Below are 22,441 nucleotides of genomic sequence, written 5' to 3'. Positions count from 1 at the left end.
GGGCTTCTTCGGCATCTCGCCGCGTGAGGCGCTCGCCATGGACCCGCAGCAGCGGCTGCTGCTGGAGACGTCGTGGGAGGCCCTCGAACACGCCGGGATCGACCCGGTGGCGCTGAAGGGCACCAACACCGGGGTTTTCTCCGGCCTGATGGGCCAGGGCTACGGCTCCGGCGCGGTCGCCCCGGAGCTCGAAGGGTTCGTCACCACCGGGGTCGCGTCGAGCGTGGCGTCCGGCCGCGTCTCCTACGTGCTGGGCCTGGAAGGCCCGGCGGTCACCGTCGACACGGCGTGTTCGTCGTCGCTGGTGGCGATGCACCTGGCCGCGCAGGCCCTGCGGCAGGGCGAGTGCTCGATGGCGCTCGCCGGCGGGGTCACCGTGATGGCGACGCCGGGTTCGTTCGTGGAGTTCTCCCGCCAGCGGGCCCTGGCGCCCGACGGGCGGTGCAAGGCGTTCGCGTCGGCGGCCGACGGGACCGGCTGGTCCGAAGGCGTCGGCGTCGTCGTCCTGGAGCGGCTGTCGGTGGCACGGGAGCGGGGCCACCGGGTGCTGGCCGTGCTGCGCGGCAGCGCGGTCAACCAGGACGGGGCTTCCAACGGCCTCACCGCGCCGAACGGCCTGGCGCAGCAGCGGGTGATCCGCCGCGCGCTGGCCGGGGCCGGGCTGGCACCGTCCGATGTGGACGTCGTCGAGGCGCACGGGACCGGGACGACCCTCGGTGACCCGATCGAGGCGCAGGCGCTGCTGGCGACCTACGGCCAGGAGCGCGAGCGGCCGTTGTACCTGGGCTCGCTGAAATCGAACATCGGCCACGCGCAGGCGGCCGCGGGTGTCGCCGGCGTGATCAAGATGGTGCAGGCGCTCCGGCACGAGGTGCTGCCGCCGACGCTGCATGTCGACAAGCCGGCTTCCGAGGTGGACTGGTCGGCGGGCGCGGTCGAGTTGCTGACCGAGGCCCGCGCGTGGCCGCGGACCGGCCGTCCGCGCCGGGCCGGGGTGTCGTCGTTCGGCGTCAGCGGGACCAACGCGCACCTGATCCTGGAGGAGCCGCCCGCCGAAGACCTCGTGAGTGAAAAAGAGGGTTCTAACCCGCTTTACCACTCACGACCGGCTGTGGTGCCGCTGGTGGTGTCGGCGCGGAGTACGGAGTCGCTGTCCGGGCAGGCCGGGCGGCTGGCGTCCCTCCTCGAAGGGGACGTCTCGCTGGCCGAGGTGGCCGGGGCGCTGGTTTCGCGGCGCGCGGTGCTGGCCGAACGCGCGGTCGTCGTGGCCGGTTCGCGCGAGGAAGCCGTGACCGGGCTGCGGGCGCTGAACACGGCCGGTCCGGGGACACCGGGCAAGGTCGTGTGGGTGTTCCCGGGGCAGGGGACGCAGTGGGCCGGAATGGGTCGTGAGCTGCTGGACGAGTCCCCGGTGTTCGCCGAGCGGATCGCCGGGTGCGCGGCCGCGCTGGAGCCGTGGATCGACTGGTCGCTCATCGACGTCCTGCGGGGCGATGGCGACCTGGATCGGGTCGACGTGCTGCAGCCGGCCTGTTTCGCGGTGATGGTCGGGCTGGCCGCGGTGTGGGAGTCCGCGGGTGTGCGCCCGGACGCCGTCGTCGGCCACTCGCAGGGCGAGATCGCGGCCGCGTGCGTGTCGGGCGCCTTGTCGCTGGAGGACGCGGCGAAGGTGGTGGCGCTGCGCAGCCAGGCGATCGCGGCGGAGCTGTCCGGCCGCGGCGGGATGGCCTCGGTCGCGTTGGGCGAAGCCGAGGTCGTGTCGCGGCTGGCGGACGGGGTCGAGGTCGCCGCCGTCAACGGCCCGTCGTCGGTGGTGGTCGCCGGGGATGCTCAGGCCCTCGACGCGACCCTGGAAATCCTGTCCGGGGAAGGCATCCGGGTTCGGCGGGTGGCGGTGGACTACGCCTCGCACACCCGGCACGTCGAGGACATCCGCGACACTCTTGCCGAAACCTTGGCCGGGATCAGTGCGCAGGCGCCGACCGTGCCGTTCTACTCCACCGTCACGAGTGGGTGGGTGCGCGACGCGGATGTGCTGGACGGCGGCTACTGGTACCGGAACCTGCGCAACCAGGTCCGGTTCGGGACGGCCGCGACGGCCCTGATCGAGCAGGGCCACACGGTGTTCGTCGAGGTCAGTGCGCACCCGGTGCTGGTCCAGCCCTTGAGCGAGCTCACCGGGGACGCGGTCGGGACGTTGCGGCGTGAAGACGGTGGCCTGCGGCGGTTGCTGACCTCGATGGGCGAGCTGTTCGTCCGCGGCATCGACGTGGACTGGGCGGCGATGGTGCCCGCGTCCGGGTGGGTGGACCTGCCGACCTACGCCTTCGACCGCCGGCACTACTGGCTCGAGCCCGCCGAGCCCGCGCCGGCCGGAGACCCGCTGCTGGGCACGATCGTCAGCACGCCGGGTTCGGACCGCCTCACCGCCGTGGCCCGCTGGACGCGCCGGGCGCAGCCCTGGGCCGCCGACGGGCCGGTCCCGAACGCGGCGCTGGTCGAGGCGGCCATCCGGCTCGGCGACCTGGCCGCCACACCCTTCCTCGCCGAACTGACCGTCGACGCGCCCGTGGTGCTGCCGCCACGCGGTGGCCGAGACGTCCAGCTGCTCGTCGGCGAACCCGGCGAGCAGCGGCGGCGGCCGATCGAGGTCTTTTCCCGTGAGGCGGACGAACCGTGGACGCGGCACGCCCACGGCACACTCGCTCCCGCCGCCGCCGAGATGACTGATCCGGCGGCGGCGGGAGACGCCACCGACGTCACCGTGGACGGCCTGCGCGACGCGGACCGGTACGGGATCCACCCCGCGCTGCTGGACGCCGCCGTCCGCACGGTCGTCGGCGACGACCTGCTCCCGTCGGTGTGGACCGGGGTGTCCCTGCTGGCTTCCGGGGCCACGGCCGTTACGGTGACACCGACGGCGACCGGCCTGCGGCTGACCGACCCGGCGGGGCAGCCCGTGCTGACCGTCGAATCCGTGCGCGGCACGCCGTTCACCCCGGAGCAGGGGACCGTCGACGCGCTCTTCCGCGTCGACTGGCCGGAAATCCCGCTGCCCACCGCCGATGCCGCGGACTTCGTGCGGTACGAAGCCACGTCGGTCGAGGCGACGCTGGCGGCGATCCAGGCGTGGCTGGCGGAGCCCGCGGAAACCCGGCTGGCCGTCGTCACCGGAGACTGCACCGAGCCCGGCGCGGCCGCGGTCTGGGGCTTGGTGCGCTCGGCGCAGTCCGAGCACCCCGGCCGGATCGTCCTGGCCGACCTCGACGACCACGCCGTGCTGCCCGCCGTGGTGGCGAGCGGCGAACCGCAGGTGCGGGTGCGCAACGGCGTCGCCTCGGTGCCGCGGCTCGCTCGGGTGGACGCAAAGCACGACGCGCGCCCGCTGGACACCGAGGGCACCGTCTTGATCACCGGCGGCACCGGCACGCTCGGCGCGCTGACCGCCCGGCACCTCGTGACCGCGCACGGTGTCCGGCACCTGGTCCTGATCAGCCGCCGCGGCGAAGCACCCGAGCTGCAGGAAGAGCTGACCGCGCTGGGCGCGTCCGTCACCATCGCCGCCTGCGACGCGGCGGACCGGACGCAGCTCGAGGCCGTCCTGCGGACGATCCCGGCCGAGCACCCGCTCACCGCCGTCGTGCACACCGCCGGCGTCCTGGACGACGGCGTCGTCACCGAGCTGACCCCCGATCGGGTCGCCACCGTGCGGCGGCCGAAGGCGGACGCCGCCCGGCTCCTGGACGAGCTCACCCGGGACGCCGACCTCGCCGCCTTCGTGCTGTTCTCCTCGGCCGCGGGCGTCCTGGGCAACCCCGGCCAGGCCGGGTACGCCGCCGCCAACGCCGAGCTGGATGCGTTGGCGCGCAAGCGGAACAGCCTCGGCCTGCCCGCGGTGTCCATCGCCTGGGGCTACTGGTCGACGGTCAGCGGGATGACCGAACACCTCGGGGCCGCCGACCTGCGGCGCAACCAGCGGATCGGCATGTCCGGCATCGCCGCCGACGAGGGCCTGGCGCTGCTGGACGCGGCCATCGGCACCGGGGGAGCCCTGGTGGCGGCCAACTTCGATGTCGCCGCATTGCGGGCGACGGCGAAGGCCGGTGGCCCGGTGCCGCCGCTGCTGCGCGGCCTGGCCCCGCTGCCGCGCCGGACGGCGGCCAAGACGGCGTCGCTCACCGAACACCTCGCCGGACTCGGCGAGACCGAGCAGGCCGGAGCCCTGCTGGAGCTGGTCCGGCGGCACGCCGCCGAGGTGCTCGGCCACCCCGGCGTCGACTCCGTCCACACGGGACGGACGTTCAAGGACGCCGGCTTCGACTCGCTGACCGCGGTCGAGCTGCGGAACCGCCTGGCCGCCGCGACCGGGCTGACCCTGTCCCCGGCGATGATCTTCGACTACCCGAAGCCCCCGGCGCTCGCGGAACACCTGCGCACCAAGCTCTTCGGTGCGGCAGCGACCCGGCCGGCCGAGATCGGGACCGCCGCGGCCGAGGAGCCGATCGCGATCGTGGCGATGGCGTGCCGCTTCCCCGGTGGCGTGCACAGCCCCGAGGACCTGTGGCGGCTGGTCGCCGACGGCGCCGACGCCGTCACCGAGTTCCCCGCCGATCGCGGCTGGGACACCGACCGGGTCTACCACGAAGACCCCGACCACGAAGGCACCACGTACGTCCGGCACGGCGCCTTCCTCGACGACGCCGCCGGGTTCGACGCCGCCTTCTTCGGCATCTCGCCCAACGAGGCGCTCGCCATGGACCCGCAGCAGCGGCTGCTGCTGGAGACGTCCTGGGAGCTGTTCGAACGGGCCGCGATCGACCCGACCACGCTGGCCGGGCAGGACATCGGCGTCTTCGCCGGCGTCAACAGCCACGACTACAGCATGCGGATGCACCGGGCCGCCGGCGTCGAGGGCTTCCGGCTCACCGGCGGTTCGGCGAGCGTGCTCTCCGGCCGCGTCGCCTACCACTTCGGCGTCGAAGGCCCGGCCGTCACGGTCGACACGGCGTGCTCTTCTTCGCTGGTCGCGCTGCACATGGCGGTGCAGGCGCTGCAGCGCGGCGAGTGCTCCATGGCGCTCGCGGGCGGCGTGATGGTGATGGGCACCGTCGAGACGTTCGTCGAGTTCTCGCGGCAGCGCGGGCTGGCCCCCGACGGCCGGTGCAAGGCGTTCGCCGACGGCGCGGACGGCACCGGCTGGTCCGAGGGCGTCGGGCTGCTGCTGGTGGAGCGGCTGTCCGAGGCCCGGCGCCGGGGGCACCAGGTCCTGGCCGTGGTCCGCGGCTCGGCGGTCAACTCCGACGGCGCGTCGAACGGCCTGACCGCCCCGAACGGGCCGTCCCAGCAGCGGGTGATCCGCAAGGCACTGGCCGCCGCCGGACTGTCCACATCGGACGTCGACGCGGTGGAGGCCCACGGTACCGGGACCACCCTGGGCGACCCGATCGAGGCCGAGGCGCTGCTGGCCACCTACGGCCAGGACCGCGAGACGCCGCTCTGGCTCGGCTCGGTGAAGTCGAACCTCGGGCACACGCAGGCCGCGGCGGGGGTCGCGGGCGTGATCAAGATGGTGATGGCCATGCGGCACGGCGTCCTGCCCAAGACGCTGCACGTCGACCGGCCGTCGTCCCACGTGGACTGGTCGGCGGGGGCGGTCGAGCTGCTGACCGGGGCACGGGACTGGCCGGGCAACGGCCAGCCGCGCCGGGCGGGCGTGTCGTCCTTCGGCATCGGCGGCACCAACGCGCACGTCGTCCTGGAAGAGGTCCCCGCACCGAGCACCACGCCCCGGCCCGAGGCCGCCGACTACCTCGTGCCGGTGCTCGTCTCCGCGCGGACGGCGGCGGCCCTGCGCGACCAGGCCGCGCGGCTCGCGGGATTCCTCGGCGAGCGACCCGACGTCCGGGTCGCCGACACCGCCCACGCGCTCGCCACCACACGGGCTCAGCTCGACCACCGGGCCGTCGTCCTCGCCTCCGACCGGGAACAGCTCCGCGACGACCTCGCCGCCTTCGGGCCCGGTGTCGTGACCGGCACGCCGGTCGACGGCAAGCTGGCGTTCCTCTTCACCGGCCAGGGCAGCCAGTGGGCCGGGATGGGCCGCGAACTCGCCGGGACGTTCCCGGCCTTCCGCGACGCCTTCGAGGCCGCGTGCGCCGCCGTGGACGCGCACCTGGGCGAGCGTCCGCTGCGCGAGGTCGTGTTCGAGGACAGCGCCCTGCTCGACCAGACCATGTACACCCAGGGCGCGCTGTTCGCCCTGGAGACCGCGTTGTTCCGGCTCTTCGAGTCCTGGGGCGTGCGGCCGGACCTCCTCGCCGGCCACTCGATCGGCGAGCTCGCCGCCGCGCACGTGTCCGGCGTGCTGGACCTGGCCGAGGCGGGCGAACTGGTCGCCGCACGCGGCCGGCTGATGCAGGCCCTGCCCGGTGGCGGCGCGATGGTCGCCGTCCAGGCCACCGAAGACGAGGTCGCCCCCCTGCTCGGTGCCGCCGTCTGCGTCGCCGCGGTCAACGGCCCGGACTCGGTGGTGCTTTCGGGGGCCGAAGAAGCCGTGCTCGCCGTCGCGGCCGAACTGGCGGGCCGCGGGCGCAAGACGCGGCGGCTGGCGGTCAGCCACGCCTTCCACTCGCCGCTCGTGGAGCCGATGCTCGACGAGTTCCGCGCGGTCGCCGAGCGCCTGACGTACCGGGCCGGTTCGCTGCCCGTCGTCTCGACGCTCACCGGGGAACTCGCCCCGCTCGACAGCCCCGGGTACTGGGTCGGCCAGGTGCGCAACGCCGTGCGGTTCAGCGACGCCGTCACCGCGCTGGACGCCCAGGGCGCGTCGACGTTCCTCGAGCTCGGCCCAGGCGGCGCGCTCGCCGCGATGGCGCTCGGCACGCTCGGTGGCTCGGAGCAGAGCTGCGTCGCCACGCTGCGCAAGAACAGCGCCGAGGTCTCCGACGTCCTCACCGCGCTCGCGGAACTCCACGTGCGGGGCGTGGCCGTGGACTGGACGGCCGTGCTCGGCGAACCGGCCACGGCGGTCGGGACCGTCCTGCCCACCTACGCGTTCCAGCACCAGCGGTTCTGGGTCGACGTCGACGAGCCGGCGCCGGTCAGCGTCACCCCGCCACCGGCGGAGCCGACCGTGGACCGGCCGGTGCCGGACATCCTGGAGCTGGTCCGCGAGAGCGCCGCGGTGGTGCTCGGGCACCGGGAGGCGGACGCGTTCGACCTCGACCGGTCCTTCAAGGACCACGGGTTCGACTCCCTCGGCGCGATCAAGCTGCGCAACCGCCTGCGCGACTTCACCGGCGTGGAGCTGCCCAGCACGCTGATCTTCGACTACCCGAACCCGGCCGTCCTCGCCGAGCACCTGCGGGCCGAACTCTCCGGCGAACGCCCGGCCGCGCCGGCGCCGGTGACGCGGGACGTCTCCGGCGAGCCGATCGCGATCGTCGGCATGAGCACCCGGCTGCCGGGCGGCGCCGACAGCCCCGAAGAGCTGTGGAACCTCGTCGCGGAAGGGCGGGACGCGGTGTCCGGCTTCCCCGTCGACCGCGGCTGGGACCTCGACGGCCTGTACCACCCGGACCCCGCTCACGCCGGGACGAGCTACACGCGTTCGGGCGGCTTCCTGCACGACGCGGCCCAGTTCGACGCCGGGCTCTTCGGCATCTCGCCCCGCGAAGCCCTCGCGATGGACCCGCAGCAGCGGCTGCTGCTGGAGACGTCGTGGGAGGCCCTGGAACGAGCGGGTGTCGACCCGCTGTCCGCGCGGGGCAGCGACGTCGGCGTCTTCACCGGGATCGTCCACCACGACTACGTGACGCGGCTGCGCGAAGTGCCCGAAGACGTCCAGGGCTACACGATGACCGGCACGGCTTCGAGTGTCGCGTCGGGCCGGGTGGCCTACGTGTTCGGCTTCGAGGGACCGGCGGTCACCGTGGACACGGCGTGTTCGTCGTCGCTGGTGGCGATGCACCTCGCGGCGCAGGCCCTGCGGCAGGGCGAGTGCTCGATGGCCCTGGCCGGCGGTGCGACCGTGATGGCCAGCCCGGACGCCTTCCTGGAGTTTTCGCGCCAGCGCGGCCTGTCCGCGGACGGCCGGTGCAAGGCCTATGCGGAAGGCGCGGACGGCACCGGCTGGGCCGAGGGCGTCGGTGTCGTCGTCCTCGAACGGCTTTCGGTGGCGCGCGAACGCGGCCACCGGGTCCTGGCGGTCCTGCGCGGCAGCGCGGTGAACCAGGACGGCGCGTCGAACGGCCTGACCGCCCCGAACGGGCCGTCGCAGCAGCGGGTGATCCGCGGCGCGCTGGCGAGCGCCGGCCTGGCACCGTCCGATGTGGACGTCGTGGAGGGACACGGGACCGGGACCGCGCTGGGCGACCCGATCGAGGTCCAGGCGCTGCTGGCCACCTACGGCCAGGAGCGGGAACAGCCGCTGTACCTGGGGTCGCTGAAGTCGAACGTCGGGCACACGCAGGCCGCCGCCGGGGTCGTCGGCGTGATCAAGATGGTCATGGCCATGCGCCACGGCGTCATGCCGGCCACCCTGCACGTCGACGAGCGCACCAGCCAGGTGGACTGGTCCGCGGGCGCGATCGAGGTCCTCACCGAGGCCCGGGACTGGCCGCGCACCGGGCGTCCGCGCCGGGCCGGCGTGTCCTCCTTCGGGGCCAGCGGCACGAACGCCCACCTGATCATCGAGGAGCCCCCTGCCGAAGACCTCGTGAGTGAAAAGGAGGGTTCTAACCCGCGTTTCCACTCACGACCGGTTGTGGTGCCGCTGGTGGTGTCCGCGCACAGCACCGGTTCCCTGGCCGGGCAGGCCGGCCGGCTGGCCGCGGTCCTCGAGTACGAGTCGCCGGCCGGTGTGGCCGGGGCGCTGGTGTCGGGCCGCGCGACGCTGAACGAGCGCGCGGTCGTCATCGCGGGCTCGGCCGGCGAAGCCCAGGCCGGGTTGCGGGCGCTGGCCCGCGGCGAGAACGCGCCCGGCGTCGTGACCGGGACCGCGGGCAAGCCGGGCAAGGTCGTCTGGGTGTTCCCCGGCCAGGGCTCGCAATGGCTCGGCATGGGCCGGGAACTGCTCGGCTCTTCGCCGGTGTTCGCCGAGCGGATCGAGGAGTGCGCCGCCGCGCTGGAGCCGTGGACCGGCTGGTCGCTGCTCGACGTCCTGCGCGGCGACGCCGACCTGCTGGACCGCGTCGACGTGGTGCAGCCCGCGAGCTTCGCGATGATGGTCGGCCTCGCCGCGGTGTGGACTTCCCTCGGTGTGGTTCCGGACGCGGTGCTGGGTCACTCCCAGGGTGAGATCGCCGCCGCGTGCGTGTCCGGCGCGTTGTCGCTGGCGGACGCGGCGAAGGTGGTCGCGTTGCGCAGCCAGGCGATCGCCGCGGAACTGGCCGGGCGCGGCGGGATGGCCTCGGTCGCGCTGAGCGAAGCAGACGCTGTCGCGCGGCTGGCGCCGTGGGCGGACCGGGTCGAGGTGGCCGCGGTCAACAGCCCGTCCTCGGTCGTCGTCGCGGGAGACGCGGAGGCGCTCGACGAGGTCCTCGAAGCCCTCTCCGGCGACGGCGTGCGGGTCCGGCGGGTCGCGGTGGACTACGCCTCGCACACCCGGCACGTCGAGGCCATCGCCGAAACCCTGGACAAGGCCCTGGACGGCATCACCGCGCAGGCGCCCGGAATCCCGTTCTACTCCACCGTCCTCGGCACGTGGATCGAAGACGCCGTCGTCGACGGGGGCTACTGGTACCGGAACCTGCGGCAGCAGGTGCGGTTCGGCCCCGCGGTGGCGGACCTGGCCGGGCGGGGGCACACGGTGTTCGTGGAAATCAGTGCCCACCCGGTGCTGGTCCAGCCGCTGAGCGAGATCGGCGACGACGCCGTGGTGACCGGGTCGCTGCGCCGGGAAGACGGCGGCCTCCGCCGCCTGCTGGCGTCGGCGGCCGAGCTCTACGTCCGCGGCGTGGCCGTGGACTGGACGGCGGCCGTACCCGCGGCCGCCTGGGTCGACCTGCCGACGTACGCCTTCGACCGACGGCACTTCTGGCTGCACGAAGCCGAGACCGCCGAAGCCGCCGAAGGCGTGGACGCCGAGTTCTGGACCGCCGTCGAACAGTCCGATGTGGACAGCCTGGCCGAGCTGCTCGACCTGGTGCCGGAGCAGCGCGGGGCGCTCGGCACCGTCGTCCCGGTGCTGGCCGGGTGGCGCGACCGGCGCCGCGAGCGCTCGACCGCGGAGAAGCTGCGCTACCAGGTCATTTGGCAGCCGCTGGAGCGCGAAGCCACCGGCGTGCCGGGCGGCCGCTGGCTGGCCGTCGTCCCGGCCGGTACCACCGACACGCTGCTGAACGAGCTGACCGGCCAGGGACTCGACGTCGTGCGGCTGGAGATCGAAGAGCCTTCGCGGGAGCAGCTGGCCGAGCGGCTGCGGGGTGTCCTGGCGGAGCACGACCTCAGCGGGGTGCTGTCGCTGCTCGCGCTCGACGGCGGCCCCGCGGACGCGACCGAGATCACCGCGTCGACGCTCGCGCTGGTCCAGGCCCTGGGCGACACCGACACGTCCGCGCCGCTGTGGTGCCTCACCTCCGGCGCGGTGAACATCGGCATCCAGGACGCCGTGACCGCACCGGCCCAAGCGGCTGTGTGGGGCCTCGGCCGCGCCGTCGCCCTGGAGCGCCTCGACCGGTGGGGCGGCCTGGCCGACCTGCCCGCCGCGATCGACGCCCGCACGGCTCAGGCCCTGCTCGGTGTGCTGAACGGCGCCGGCGGGGAAGACCAGCTCGCCGTCCGGCGGTCGGGCGTCTACAGCAGGCGGCTGGTCCGCAAGCCCGTGCCGGAGTCCGCGGCGAGCCGGTGGGAACCCCGCGGCACGGTCCTGGTGACCGGCGGGGCCGAAGGGCTGGGCAGGCACGCCTCGGTCTGGCTCGCGCGGTCCGGCGCCGATCGGCTCATCGTCACCGGCACCGACGGCGTCGAAGAACTGCGGGCCGAGCTGGCCGGGTTCGGCACCACGGTCGAGTTCTGCGCCGACACCGACCGGGACACGATCGCGCGGCTGGTGGCGGACCCGGAGCACCCGGTCACCGCGGTGGTGCACGCCGCCGACATCGCGCAGACCAGCTCCGTCGACGACACCGGCGTGGCCGACCTCGCCGAGGTGTTCACCGCCAAGGTGACCACCGCGGTGTGGCTGGACCAGCTGTTCGAGGACACCCCGCTGGACGCGTTCGTCGTGTTCTCCTCGATCGCGGGCATCTGGGGCGGCGGTGGCCAGGGCCCGGCAGGTGCGGCGAACGCCGTCCTCGACGCCCTGGTCGAATGGCGCCGGGCCCGCGGCCTGAAGGCGACGTCGATCGCCTGGGGCGCCCTGGACCAGATCGGCATCGGCATGGACGAGGCCGCGCTCGCCCAGCTGCGCCGCCGCGGCGTGCTGCCCATGGCGCCGCCGCTGGCGGTCACCGCGATGGTGCAGGCGGTCGCGGGCAACGAGAAGGCCGTGGCGGTGGCCGACATGGACTGGGCCGCCTTCATCCCGGCGTTCACCTCGGTCCGCCCCAGCCCGCTGTTCGCCGATCTGCCCGAGGCCAAGGCGATCCTCCAGGCGACGCAGGACGACGGCGAAGACGGCGGCACCGCGTCGTCGCTCGCGGACTCCCTGCGGGCGGTCCCGGACGCCGAGCAGCACCGCATCCTGCTGAAGCTGGTCCGCGGGCACGCCTCGACGGTGCTCGGCCACAGCGGCGCCGAAGGCATCGGCCCGCGGCAGGCGTTCCAGGAGGTCGGCTTCGACTCCCTGGCCGCGGTCAACCTCCGCAACAGCCTGCACGCGGCCACCGGGCTGCGGCTGCCGGCGACGCTGATCTTCGACTACCCGACCCCGGAGGCGCTGGTCGGTTACCTGCGCGCCGAGCTGCTCCGGGACGCCGACGACGGCCTGGAGGGGCGGGAGGACGACCTCCGGCGGGTCCTCGCGGCCGTGCCGTTCGCCCGGTTCAAGGAAGCGGGCGTGCTGGACACGCTGCTCGGCCTGGCCGGCACCGGCACCGACGCGGGCACAGCGGCGGAGGCCCCCGGACCCGCCGTGCCGCTCTCGGACGACGCAGAACTGATCGACGCACTGGACATCTCCGGTCTCGTGCAACGAGCCCTCGGGCAGACGAGCTGACCGCCGATGGCGAACCAATCGTGGAGGAAGAACATGTCCGCGCCGAACGAGCAGATCGTTGACGCACTGCGCGCCTCGCTGAAGGAGAACGTCCGCCTCCAGCAGGAGAACGCCGCGCTCGCCGCGGCCGCGGCGGAGCCCATCGCGATCGTCTCCATGGCCTGCCGCTACGCCGGCGGGATCCGCGGCCCGGAGGACTTCTGGCGGGTGGTGTCGGAAGGCGCCGACGTCTACACCGGCTTCCCCGCCGACCGCGGCTGGGACGTCGAGGGCCTCTACCACCCGGACCCCGACAACCCCGGGACGACGTACGTGCGGGAGGGCGCCTTCCTGCACGACGCGGCGCAGTTCGACGCGGGCTTCTTCGGCATCTCGCCGCGCGAGGCGCTGGCCATGGATCCCCAGCAGCGGCAGCTCCTGGAGGTCTCCTGGGAGACTTTGGAACGCGCCGGGATCGACCCGCATTCGGTGCGGGGCAGCGACATCGGCGTCTACGCCGGGGTCGTGCACCAGGACTACGCCCCGGACCTCAGCGGGTTCGAGGGGTTCATGAGCCTGGAGCGGGCCCTGGGCACCGCGGGCGGCGTCGCTTCCGGCCGGGTCGCCTACACGCTCGGCCTCGAAGGCCCCGCCGTCACGGTCGACACGATGTGCTCGTCGTCGCTGGTCGCGATTCACCTTGCTTCACAAGCACTTCGCCGTGGTGAGTGCTCGATGGCCCTGGCCGGCGGCTCGACCGTGATGGCGACGCCGGGCGGGTTCGTCGGCTTCGCGCGGCAGCGAGCCCTGGCCTTCGACGGGCGCTGCAAGTCCTACGCCGCGGCCGCCGACGGCTCCGGCTGGGCCGAGGGCGTCGGCGTGGTGCTGCTGGAGCGGCTGTCGGTGGCTCGGGAACGCGGGCACCAGGTCCTCGCGGTCATCCGCGGCAGCGCGGTCAACCAGGACGGCGCTTCGAACGGCCTGACCGCACCGAACGGCCCGGCGCAGCAGCGGGTCATCCGCAAGGCGCTGGCCGGTGCCGGCCTGACGACGTCCGATGTGGACACCGTGGAAGGCCACGGCACCGGCACCGTCCTCGGCGACCCGATCGAGGTCCAGGCGCTGCTGGCCACCTACGGCCAGGGCCGCGACCCGCGGCAGCCGCTGTGGCTGGGCTCGGTGAAGTCCGTCGTCGGGCACACGCAGGGCGCGTCCGGCGTGGCCGGCGTGATCAAGATGGTGCAGTCACTGCGGCACGGGCAGCTGCCGGCGACCCGGCACGTGGACGCGCCGACGCCGCAGGTGGACTGGACGGCGGGCGCGATCGAGCTGCTGACCGAGCCGCGGGAGTGGCCGCGCGGCGACCGCCCGCGCCGCGGCGGCATCTCGTCGTTCGGCGCCAGCGGCACCAACGCGCACCTGATCCTGGAGGAAGCGCCCGAAGACGTCGTGAGTGAAAAGGCGGGTTCTAACCCTCCTTCCCACTCACGACAGTCCTTGGTGCCGCTGGTCGTGTCGGCGGCGACGGCCGCCTCGCTGGCCGCCCAGGCCGGCCGGCTGGCGGAGGTCGCCGACGTTCCCCTGGCGGACATGGCCGGGACGCTGGTGTCCGGCCGCGCGATGCTCGGCGAGCGCGCGGTGGTCGTGGCCGGTTCCCGCGAAGAAGCCGTGGCCGGGCTGCAGGCGCTGGCCCGCGGCGAGAGCGCGCCCGGCGTGTTCTCGGGCCGTGGCTCGGGCGCCCCGGGCAAGGTCGTCTGGGTGTTCCCCGGGCAGGGGACGCAGTGGGCCGGGATGGGCCGGGAGCTGCTCGACGCCTCGCCGGTGTTCGCCGCGCGGATCGCCGAGTGCGAGACCGCGCTCGGGCGGTGGGCCGACTGGTCGCTGACCGACGTCCTGCGCGGCGACGCCGGCCTGCTGGACCGGGTCGACGTCGTGCAGCCGGCGAGTTTCGCCGTGATGGTCGGGCTCGCGGCCGTGTGGGCTTCGCTCGGCGTCGAGCCCGAGGCCGTCGTGGGGCACTCGCAGGGCGAGATCGCCGCCGCGTGCGTGTCCGGGGCGCTGACCCTGGAGGACGCGGCGAAGGTGGTCGCGTTGCGCAGCCAGGCGATCGCCGCGGAACTCGCCGGGCGCGGCGGGATGGCCTCGGTCGCGTTGAGCGAAGAGGACGCGGCGGCGCGGATCGAGCCGTGGGCGGGCCGCGTCGAGGTCGCGGCCGTCAACGGGCCCCGGTCGGTGGTGATCGCCGGGGATGCCGAGGCTCTGGACGAGGCCCTCGACGCGCTCGACGACCAGGGTGTCCGGATCCGGCGGGTGGCGGTGGACTACGCGTCCCACACCCGGCACGTCGAAGCCGCCCGCGACGCACTGGCCGAGATGCTGGGCGGGATTCGTGCGCAGGCCCCGGAAGTGCCGTTCTACTCGACGGTGACCGGCGGCTGGGTCGAAGATGCCGGCGTGCTGGACGGCGGCTACTGGTACCGCAACCTCCGCCGCCAGGTGCGCTTCGGCCCGGCGGTGGCCGAGCTGGTCGAGCAGGGCCACCGGGTGTTCGTCGAGGTCAGCGCGCACCCCGTGCTGGTCCAGCCGATCAACGAGCTCGTCGACGGCTCCGAAGCCGTGGTGACGGGGACGCTGCGGCGCGAGGACGGCGGCCTCCGGCGGCTGCTGGCCTCGGCGGCCGAGCTGTTCGTGCACGGCGTGCCCGTGGACTGGACCGGGGTGCTGCCGCCGTTCCGGCAGGCCGACCTGCCGACCTACGCCTTCGACCACCAGCACTACTGGCTGCGGATGGGCGATTCGGCGACCGACGCCGGGTCGCTCGGCCTGACCGGCGCCGGCCACCCGCTGCTCGGCGCGGTCGTGCCGCTGCCGCAGTCCGACGGCCTGGTCTTCACCTCGCGGCTGTCGCTGCAGTCGCACCCGTGGCTGGCCGGGCACGCGATCGGCGGCGTCGTGCTGATCCCCGGCACGGTCTACGTCGACCTCGCCCTGCGCGCGGGCGACGAACTCGGCTTCGGCGTCCTGGAAGAGCTCGTGATCGAGGCGCCGCTGGTGCTGGGCGAGCGCGGCGGGGTCCGCGTGCAGGTCGCGGTGAGCGGGCCGAACGAAACCGGCTCGCGCGCGGTCGACGTGTTCTCCATGCGGGAAGACGGTGACGAGTGGACCCGGCACGCGACCGGTCTCCTCGGCGCGTCGACGTCCCGGGAACCGGGCCGGGGCTTCGACTTCGCCCTCTGGCCACCCGCCGGGGCGGAGCCGATCGACGTCGAGAACTTCTACGCCGACCTGACCGAGCGCGGATACGCCTACAGCGGCGCCTTCCAGGGCATGCGGGCGGTCTGGCGGCGCGGTGACGAGGTCTTCGCCGAGGTCGCGTTGCCCGACGACCACCGCGAGGACGCCGGCAAGTTCGGGTTGCACCCGGCGCTGCTGGACGCGGCTCTCCACACGAACGCCTTCGCCAACCCCGGCGACGAGCGCAGTGTGCTGCCGTTCGCGTGGAACGGCCTGGTCCTGCACGCCGTGGGGGCGTCGGCGCTGCGGGTGCGGGTCGCGCCGGGCGGTCCGGACGCGCTGACGTTCCAGGCCGCCGACGAGACCGGCGGCCTGGTCGTCACCATGGATTCGCTGGTGTCCCGCGAGGTGTCCGCCGGGCAGCTGGAGACGGCGGCGGGCGAAGAGCGCGACTCGCTGTTCCAGGTCGACTGGGTCGAGCTGCCCGCGACCGAAAGCGTGGCCGCGGACCACGTCGAGGTGCTCGAAGCCTTCGGCGAGGACGCGCCCTTGGAGCTGACCAGCCGCGTGCTGGGAGGCGTGCAGACCTGGCTCGAAGGCGCGGCCGACGAAGCCCGGCTGGTCGTGGTGACCCGCGGCGCCGTGCGCGAGGTGACCGACCCGGCGGGTGCCGCGGTGTGGGGCCTGGTGCGGGCCGCGCAGGCGGAGAACCCGGGCCGGATCATCCTGGTCGACACCGACGGTGACGTCCCGCTGGGTGCGGTGCTGGGCAGTGGCGAGCCGCAGATCGCCGTGCGCGGTGGTGCTTTCTCCGTCCCGCGGCTGTCCCGTGCCACCGGCGAGGCACCCGAAACCCCGGCCGTGTTCAGTCCGGAAGGGACGGTCCTGCTCACCGGCGGCACCGGCTCGCTGGGTGGTCTCGTGGCCCGGCACCTGGTCGCCCGGCACGGCGTCCGGCGACTGGTGCTCGCGAGTCGTCGAGGGGTGGCCGCGGAAGACCTCCTCACGGAACTGACCGAGCAGGGCACGGATGTGTCCGTGGTGGCCTGCGACGTCTCCGACCGCGATCAGGTCGCCGCGCTGCTGGCCGAACACCGCCCGACCGGCATCGTCCACCTGGCGGGCCTGCTGGACGACGGCGTGATCGGGGCACTGACCCGGGAGCGGCTGGCCGAGGTGTTCGCGCCCAAGGTCGATGCGGTCCGTCACCTGGACGAACTGACCGGCGAACTCGACGCCTTCGTCGTGTTTTCGTCCGCGGCCGCGCTGATGGGCTCGGCCGGCCAGGGCAACTACGCGGCGGCCAACGCCTTCCTCGACGGCCTGATGGCCGCACGCCGGGCCGCGGGACTCCCGGGCGTGTCCCTGGCGTGGGGCCTGTGGGAGCAGGCCGACGGCCTGACCGCCCACCTCAGCGCCACCGACCAGGCCCGGATGAGCCGCGGCGGCGTGCTGGCCATGACGCCCGCCGAAGCCCTCGACATCTTCGACATCGGTCTGCAGGCCGAGCAGGCCCTGCTGGTCCCGATCAAGCTCGACCTGAAGACCTTGCGCAGCGGTGGGGAGGTCCCGCACCTGCTGCGCGGCCTGGTCCGCGCGAGCCGCCGTGTCGCGCGGTCCGCCGCCGCGAGTGGCGGCGGGCTGGTCCACCAGCTCGCCGGCAAGCCCGTCGAGGAGCAGGAAGCCGTCCTGCTCGGCATCATCCGGGCCGAGGCGGCCGCGGTGCTCGGCTTCGCCGCGCCCGAGCTGGCCCAGGGCACCCGCGGGTTCAGCGACCTCGGCTTCGACTCGCTGACCGCGGTCGAGCTGCGGAACCGGCTCGGCGCGGCCACCGGCGTCAAGCTGCCCGCCACGCTCGTCTTCGACTACCCGACGCCGGTCGCGCTCGCCCGGCACCTCCGCGAGGAACTGGGCGAGACGGTCGCGGGCGCGCCCGCCGCGCCGGTGGCGGCCGCCGTGGACGCGGGCGAGCCGATCGCCATCGTCGGCATGGCCTGCCGCCTGCCGGGCGGGGTGAAGAGCCCCGACGACCTGTGGCGGATGGTCGCCGAAGGCCGCGACGGGATGTCGGCCTTCCCCGAAGACCGTGGCTGGGACCTGGAGCGCCTGTTCGACGCCGACCCGGAACGCCCGGGCACGGCGTACATCCGCCAGGGCGGCTTCCTGCACGAAGCCGCGCTGTTCGACCCGGCCTTCTTCGGCATCTCGCCGCGCGAAGCCCTGGCCATGGACCCGCAGCAGCGGCTGCTGCTGGAAGCCTCCTGGGAAGCCCTCGAACGCGCGGGCATCGACCCGACCAAGGCCCGCGGTGACGCCGTCGGTGTCTTCTCCGGCGTCTCGATCCACGACTACCTCGAGTCCCTGAGCAACATGCCCGCGGAACTCGAAGGGTTCGTCACGACGGCCACCGCGGGCAGCGTGGCCTCGGGCCGGGTGTCCTACACCTTCGGGTTCGAGGGCCCGGCGGTCACCGTGGACACGGCGTGCTCGTCGTCCCTGGTGGCGATTCACCTGGCCGCCCAGGCACTCCGGCAGGGCGAGTGCACGATGGCCCTGGCCGGCGGCGTCGCCGTGATGGGCTCGCCGATCGGCGTCATCGGCATGTCGCGGCAGCGCGGCATGGCCGAGGACGGCCGGGTCAAGGCGTTCGCGGACGGCGCGGACGGGACCGTCCTGTCCGAGGGCGTCGGCATCGTCGTCCTCGAACGGCTCTCGGTGGCCCGGGAACGCGGCCACCGGGTCCTCGCCGTGCTGCGCGGCAGCGCGGTGAACCAGGACGGCGCGTCGAACGGCCTGACCGCGCCCAACGGGCCGTCGCAGCAGCGGGTGATCCGCAGCGCGCTGGCCGCCGCCGGGCTGCAACCGTCCGAAGTGGACGTCGTCGAGGCGCACGGCACCGGCACCGCGCTGGGCGACCCGATCGAGGCCCAAGCCCTGCTGGCCACTTACGGCAAGAACCGCGAGACGCCGCTGTGGCTCGGGTCGCTGAAGTCGAACATCGGCCACACCCAGGCGGCCGCGGGCGTCGCCGCGGTCATCAAGATGGTCCAGGCGCTGCGGCACGACGCCCTGCCGCCGACCCTCCACGTCCAGGAACCCACCAAGCAGGTGGACTGGTCCGCGGGCGCGGTCGAGCTGCTGACCGAGGGCCGTGAGTGGGCCCGCAACGGCCACCCGCGCCGCGCCGGCGTCTCGTCGTTCGGCATCAGCGGCACCAACGCGCACCTCATCCTCGAAGAGGCGCCCGCCGACGACGCTCCCGAGGCGGACGGGCCCGACGGCGTGGTGCCGGTCGTGGTCTCCGCGCGCAGCGCCGGATCCCTCGCGGGCCAGGCGGGACGGCTGGCGGAGCTCCTCGAAGGCGACGTCTCGCTGACCCGCGTGGCGGGTGCCCTGCTGTCGACCCGCGCGACGCTGACCGACCGGGCCGTCGTCGTGGCGGCCACGGCCGAGGAGGCCCGGACGGCGCTGACCGCGCTGGCCCGCGGCGAGACCGCGACCGGCCTGGTGACCGGTATCGCCGGGATGCCGGGCAAGACCGTCTGGGTGTTCCCCGGCCAGGGGACGCAGTGGGCGGGCATGGGCCGGGAGCTCCTCGACGCGTCCCCGGTGTTCGCCGAGCGGATCGGAGAATGCGCGGCCGCGTTGGAGCCGTGGATCGACTGGTCGCTGCTGGACGTCCTTCGCGGCGAAGGCGAGCTGGATCGGGTCGACGTGCTGCAGCCGGCCTGTTTCGCGGTGATGGTGGGGCTGGCCGCCGTCTGGGCCTCGGCCGGCGTCGTGCCGGACGCGGTCCTGGGCCACTCCCAGGGCGAGATCGCCGCCGCCTGCGTGTCGGGTGCACTGTCCCTCGAGGACGCCGCCAAGGTGGTCGCGCTGCGGAGCCGGGCGATCGCGGCGGAGCTGTCCGGCCGCGGCGGCATGGCGTCGGTTCAGCTGGGCCACGACGACGTGGCCGCCCGGCTCGCGCCGTGGGCGGGCCGCGTCGAGATCGCCGCCGTCAACGGCCCGGCCTCGGTCGTGATCGCCGGGGACGCCGAAGCGCTCACCGAGGCCGTCGAAGTCCTCGGCGGCCGGCGGGTGGCGGTGGACTACGCGTCCCACACCCGGCACGTCGAGGACATCCGGGACACCCTCGCCGAGACCCTGGCCGGGATCGGCGCGCAGGCCCCCGTGGTGCCGTTCTACTCGACCGTCACCGGCGAGTGGATCACCGATGCCGGGGTCGTCGACGGCGGTTACTGGTATCGGAACCTGCGCAACCAGGTCGGCTTCGGCCCGGCCGTGGAAGCCCTGATCGAGCAGGGCCACGGCGTGTTCGTGGAGGTCAGCGCCCATCCGGTGCTGGTGCAGCCGATCAGCGAGCTCACCGACGCCGTCGTCACCGGAACGCTGCGGCGGCAGGACGGCGGCCCGCGACGGCTGCTGACGTCGATGGCCGAGCTGTTCGTCCGGGGCGTCCCGGTCGACTGGGCCACGATGGCGCCGCCCGCACGCGTCGAACTGCCGACGTACGCCTTCGACCACCAGCACTTCTGGCTCAGCCCGCCCGCCGCGGCCGACGCGCCTGCCCTGGGTCTGGCCGGCGCCGGCCACCCGCTGCTGGGCGCGGTCCTGCCGCTGCCGCAGTCCGGCGGCCTGGTCCTGACCTCGCGGCTGTCCGTGCGGACGCACCCGTGGCTCGCCGGCGGCGTCCCGAGCGCCACCCTGGTCGAGCTGGCCGTGCGGGCTGGTGACGAGGCCGGATGCCCGGTCCTCGACGACCTGACCGTCGAAACACCGTTGGAGCTGCCCGAAAACGGTGGCTTGCGTGTGCAGGTCGTGGTGAGCGGCGAGCGCGCGGTCGAGGTGTATTCGCAGCGCGAAGGCGACGAGCGCTGGACCCGGAACGCCGACGGGCACCTGTCCGCCACGGCTCCGGCGCACGAGCCCTTCGACTTCACCTCCTGGCCCCCGGCCGGCGCGCAGCGGACCGACGGCGGCTGGCGGCGCGGCGAGGAGATCTTCGCGGAGGTCACCGTGCCGGAGGACACCGGCGCGTTCGGCATCCACCCCTTGCTGCTGGACGCGGCCGTGCGTCCGGTCCTCACGGACGAGGAGCAGCCGGCGGAGTGGCACGGCCTGGTCCTGCACGCTGCGGGCGCCTCGGCCCTGCGGGTGCGGCTGGTGCCCGGCGGTGCCCTCCAGGCGGCGGACGAAACCGGCGGCCTGGTCCTCACGGCCGATTCGGTGGTGGCCCGCGAGCTTTCGGCCGGGCAGGCCCGCGCCGGCTCGCTGTACCGGGTCGACTGGACCGAAGTGTCCATTGCGGACAGTGCGGTGCCGGAGCGGGTCGAGGTGGTCGAAGCCGTCGGCGGGGCGCCCCTGGACCTGACTGCCCGGGTGCTGGAAGTCGTGCAGACGTTCCTCGCCGGCGCGGCGGAGGAAGCCCGGCTGGTGGTGGTGACCCGCGGCGCCGTCCGCGACGTGACCGATCCCGCCGGTGCCGCGGTGTGGGGCCTGGTGCGGGCCGCTCAGGCGGAGAACCCCAACCGGATCGTGCTGCTCGACACCGACGGCGAGGTGCCGCTCGGCGCGGTCCTCGCCTCCGGCGAGCCCCAGCTCGCCCTGCGTGGCGGGAAGTACTTCGTGCCCCGCATCGCCCGCGCGGACCAGAGCGGGGACGCCGTGTTCCGCCCGGACGGGACGGTCCTGATCTCGGGCGCCGGTGCGCTGGGCGGCCTGGTGGCCCGGCGCCTCGTGGAGCGCCACGGCGTGCGGAAGCTGGTGCTGGCGAGTCGTCGAGGCCCGGACGCCGATGGCGTGGCGGAGCTGGTCGCCGAACTGGCCGCGGACGTCTCCGTGGTGGCCTGCGATGTCTCCGACCGCGCTCAGGTGGCCGCGCTGCTCGACGAGCACCGGCCGACCGCCGTCGTGCACACCGCCGGTGTGCTCGACGCCGGTGTCATCGAGACCCTCGATCGCGACCGGCTGGCCCGGGTGTTCGCCCCCAAGGTCGACGCCGTGCGGCACCTCGACGAACTCACCCGCGATCGGGACCTCGACGCCTTCGTCGTCTATTCCTCGGTTTCGGCCGTGTTCATGGGCGCGGGCAGCGGCAGTTACGCCGCGGCGAACGCCTTCCTCGACGGCTTGATGGCGAACCGCCGGGCGGCGGGCCTGCCGGGCCTGTCGCTGGCGTGGGGCCTGTGGGACCAGAGCACCGGCATGGCGGCCGGCACCGACGAGGCCACCCGGGCCCGGATGAGCCGTCGCGGTGGCCTGCAGATCATGACGCAGGCCGAGGGCATGGACCTGTTCGACGCCGCCCTCGGCTCGAGCGAGTCGCTGCTGGTGCCCGCGAAGCTGGACCTGCGCGGGGTGCGCGCCGACGCCGCCGCCGGCGGGAACGTGCCGCACCTGCTGCGCAGCCTGGTCAAGGCGGGGCGGCAGCAGGCGCACAGCGCGTCCACTGTGGACAGCGGACTGACCGGCCGGCTGGCCGGGCTGACCCCGGCGGACCAGCTCACCCTGCTCCTGGACCTCGTCCGGGCCCAGGTCGCGGCCGTGCTGGGGCACGCCGACGCGAACGCCGTCCGCGTCGACACGGCGTTCAAGGACGCCGGCTTCGACTCGCTGACCGCGGTCGAGCTGCGCAACCGGATGCGGACCACCACCGGGCTGAAGCTGCCCGCGACGCTGGTCTTCGACCACCCGAACCCCCAGGCCCTCGCCCGGCACCTGCGCGAGGAACTCGGCGGCGCGGCGGAGGTGCCGGTGACGACGGTGACCGCGAAGGCCGGCCTCGACGAGCCGATCGCCATCGTCGGCATGGCGTGCCGCCTGCCCGGCGGGGTCGCGGGACCCGAGGACCTCTGGCGGCTGGTCGCCGAAGGCCGGGACGCGGTGTCGGGCTTCCCCGAGGACCGCGGCTGGGACCTGGAGAAGATCTACGATCCCGACCCGGCACGCCCGGGCAAGACCTACACGCGCCACGGCGGCTTCCTGCACGAGGCGGCCCTCTTCGACGCGGGCTTCTTCGGCATCTCGCCGCGTGAGGCGCTCGCCATGGACCCGCAGCAGCGGCTGCTG

General features: G+C 74.3%; 2 protein-coding genes. Both read left to right on the top strand.

Features of this window, described 5'->3' with window-relative positions; all coding sequences use genetic code 11:
* On the top strand, positions 1-12,157 hold a 12,157-nt coding region (locus tag C2L58_RS26660; RefSeq protein WP_103340430.1), incomplete at its 5' end, for a type I polyketide synthase.
* Between the two features lie 33 nt (positions 12,158-12,190).
* The coding region (locus C2L58_RS26655) for a type I polyketide synthase (protein WP_103340429.1) at positions 12,191-22,441 on the top strand (10,251 nt) is incomplete at its 3' end.

The organism is Amycolatopsis sp. CA-126428, assembly GCF_002904335.1.
Lineage (GTDB): Bacteria > Actinomycetota > Actinomycetes > Mycobacteriales > Pseudonocardiaceae > Amycolatopsis.
This window is presented reverse-complemented; position numbering and strand designations above follow the sequence as displayed.